The organism is Moorena sp. SIO4A1 (genome assembly GCF_010672065.1).
In the GTDB taxonomy this organism is placed as follows: domain Bacteria; phylum Cyanobacteriota; class Cyanobacteriia; order Cyanobacteriales; family Coleofasciculaceae; genus Moorena.
This window is the reverse complement of record NZ_JAAHHX010000566.1, coordinates 1-1,660: the sequence shown is the minus strand read 5'-3', so window position 1 is coordinate 1,660 and position 1,660 is coordinate 1. Positions and strand designations below refer to the sequence as shown.

Annotated in this window: 2 protein-coding genes; both read left to right on the top strand. The window is 41.9% G+C overall.

From position 1 onward, the window contains the following. The first annotated feature begins 186 nt into the window (after positions 1-186). Entirely contained in the window at positions 187-774 is a 588-nt protein-coding gene (locus F6K53_RS40700; RefSeq protein WP_143727395.1) for an IS607 family transposase, read from the top strand. Next, on the top strand, positions 677-1,660 hold a 984-nt coding region (locus tag F6K53_RS40695; protein ID WP_293085888.1), incomplete at its 3' end, for a transposase. The genes F6K53_RS40700 and F6K53_RS40695, both read left to right, overlap by 98 nt.

Below are 1,660 nucleotides of genomic sequence, written 5' to 3'. Positions count from 1 at the left end.
TCCAGCATCTATGGGCAGGGGCGGCTTGGAAAACTGTGATCGATGAAACCGTAGCAAATTATCAAACTCTGGAAGACTCCTACATGCAAGCTCGGGGAAATGATGTGATCGATGTCGGTTAGTAGACAGTAGTAAAAAGTATCATATAGTCTACCAAAGTTCCTAATAAAATGGTAGACTATATTGATGGCGTTAATTCCAATTCGTAAGGCGGTCGAACTTACGGGACTCTCTAAAAACACTCTTCGGAAGTATGCAGACAATGGCACGATCAGATGTCAACGAACCCCAAGTGGTTATCGATTGTTTGACACGGAGAGTTTCCTCAGCCAAGGGCGACGACAAGCAAGACAATCAACAACTATCTGTTACTGCCGAGTCAGTAGCAACAAACAATTTGACGACTTCGTCAGACAAGTTGCATACATGCATTCCATCTTCCCGGAAGCGGAGATCATCAAAGATATCGGTTCAGGACTCAACTACAAAAGAAAAGGGTTACGAGCCATATTGGAACGACTTATGTGCTGTGATCAGCTCACGCTTGTTGTTGCCTGTAGAGACAGACTTACCAGATTTGGGTTTGAACTCTTTGAGTACTTGGTTAGTCTCAACGGTGGAAAAATCTTGGTTCTCGACCGATCTGAAAGTTGTCGAGGATCAGAACTCACCGCAGATCTTCTCTCCATTATTCACGTCTTCTGTTGCCGTGTCCACGGACTCCGAAAATACGGCAAAAAAATCAAAGAAAATTCGAGTGTTCCTAAACCCTGAACAACGAGCGATGGTTCGTAAGTGGTTTGGAGTATCCCGTTATGTGTTTAACAAGACCGTCAAGATTCTCTGGGATAGCGAAGTTAAAGCCAACTGGAAAGCTATCAAAACTAACATATTGAATGACTTACCCGAGTGGTGCAAGACAGTGCCTTATCAGATCAAATCTATAGCGATAAAGGATGCTTGCACCGCCGTCAGGGAGGCCAAGAAAAAGTACAAGAAGATTGGAAAGGTTAACCGGGTTAGATTTAGGTCTCGTAAGAATCCCATTCAATCTTGCTATATTCCTAAATCAGCTGTCTCAGTAAAAGGTATTTATCATACAAAACTAGGTGAATTAACCTTTACTGAGACACTTCCCGACAACATCTGTGATTGTCGATTGACTAGCACCAACGGGGACTATTACCTAGTAGTCCCTTACAAAACAGCCCACATTAAAACCGAAAACCAAGGTAGAGTGGTTAGTTTAGATCCCGGTGTTAGGACTTTTTTGACATTTTTCAGTCAAACTTCCGTTGGTAAAATTGGCCATGGCGACTTTTCTCGGATTCAACGCTTATGTCAGCACCTAGACAATCTGATTTCAAAGATCAGCAAGTCTAAGGGCAAGCAAAAACGTCGAATAAGAAAATCCGCTAGGAGGATGGTAATCAAAATTCAGAACCTAGTAAATGAATTACACCACAAGGCGGCTAGGTTTTTAGTTGATAATTTTGATGTAATCTTACTTCCCACCTTCGAGACGTCTCAAATGTCAAAAAAGCAGAATCGAAAACTTAGATCTAAGACAGTTCGCAATCTGCTTTCTTTTGCTCACTATCGGTTCAAAGAGTTTTTGAAACATAAAGCAATCGAGAATGGGAAAATCGTTGTAGATGTC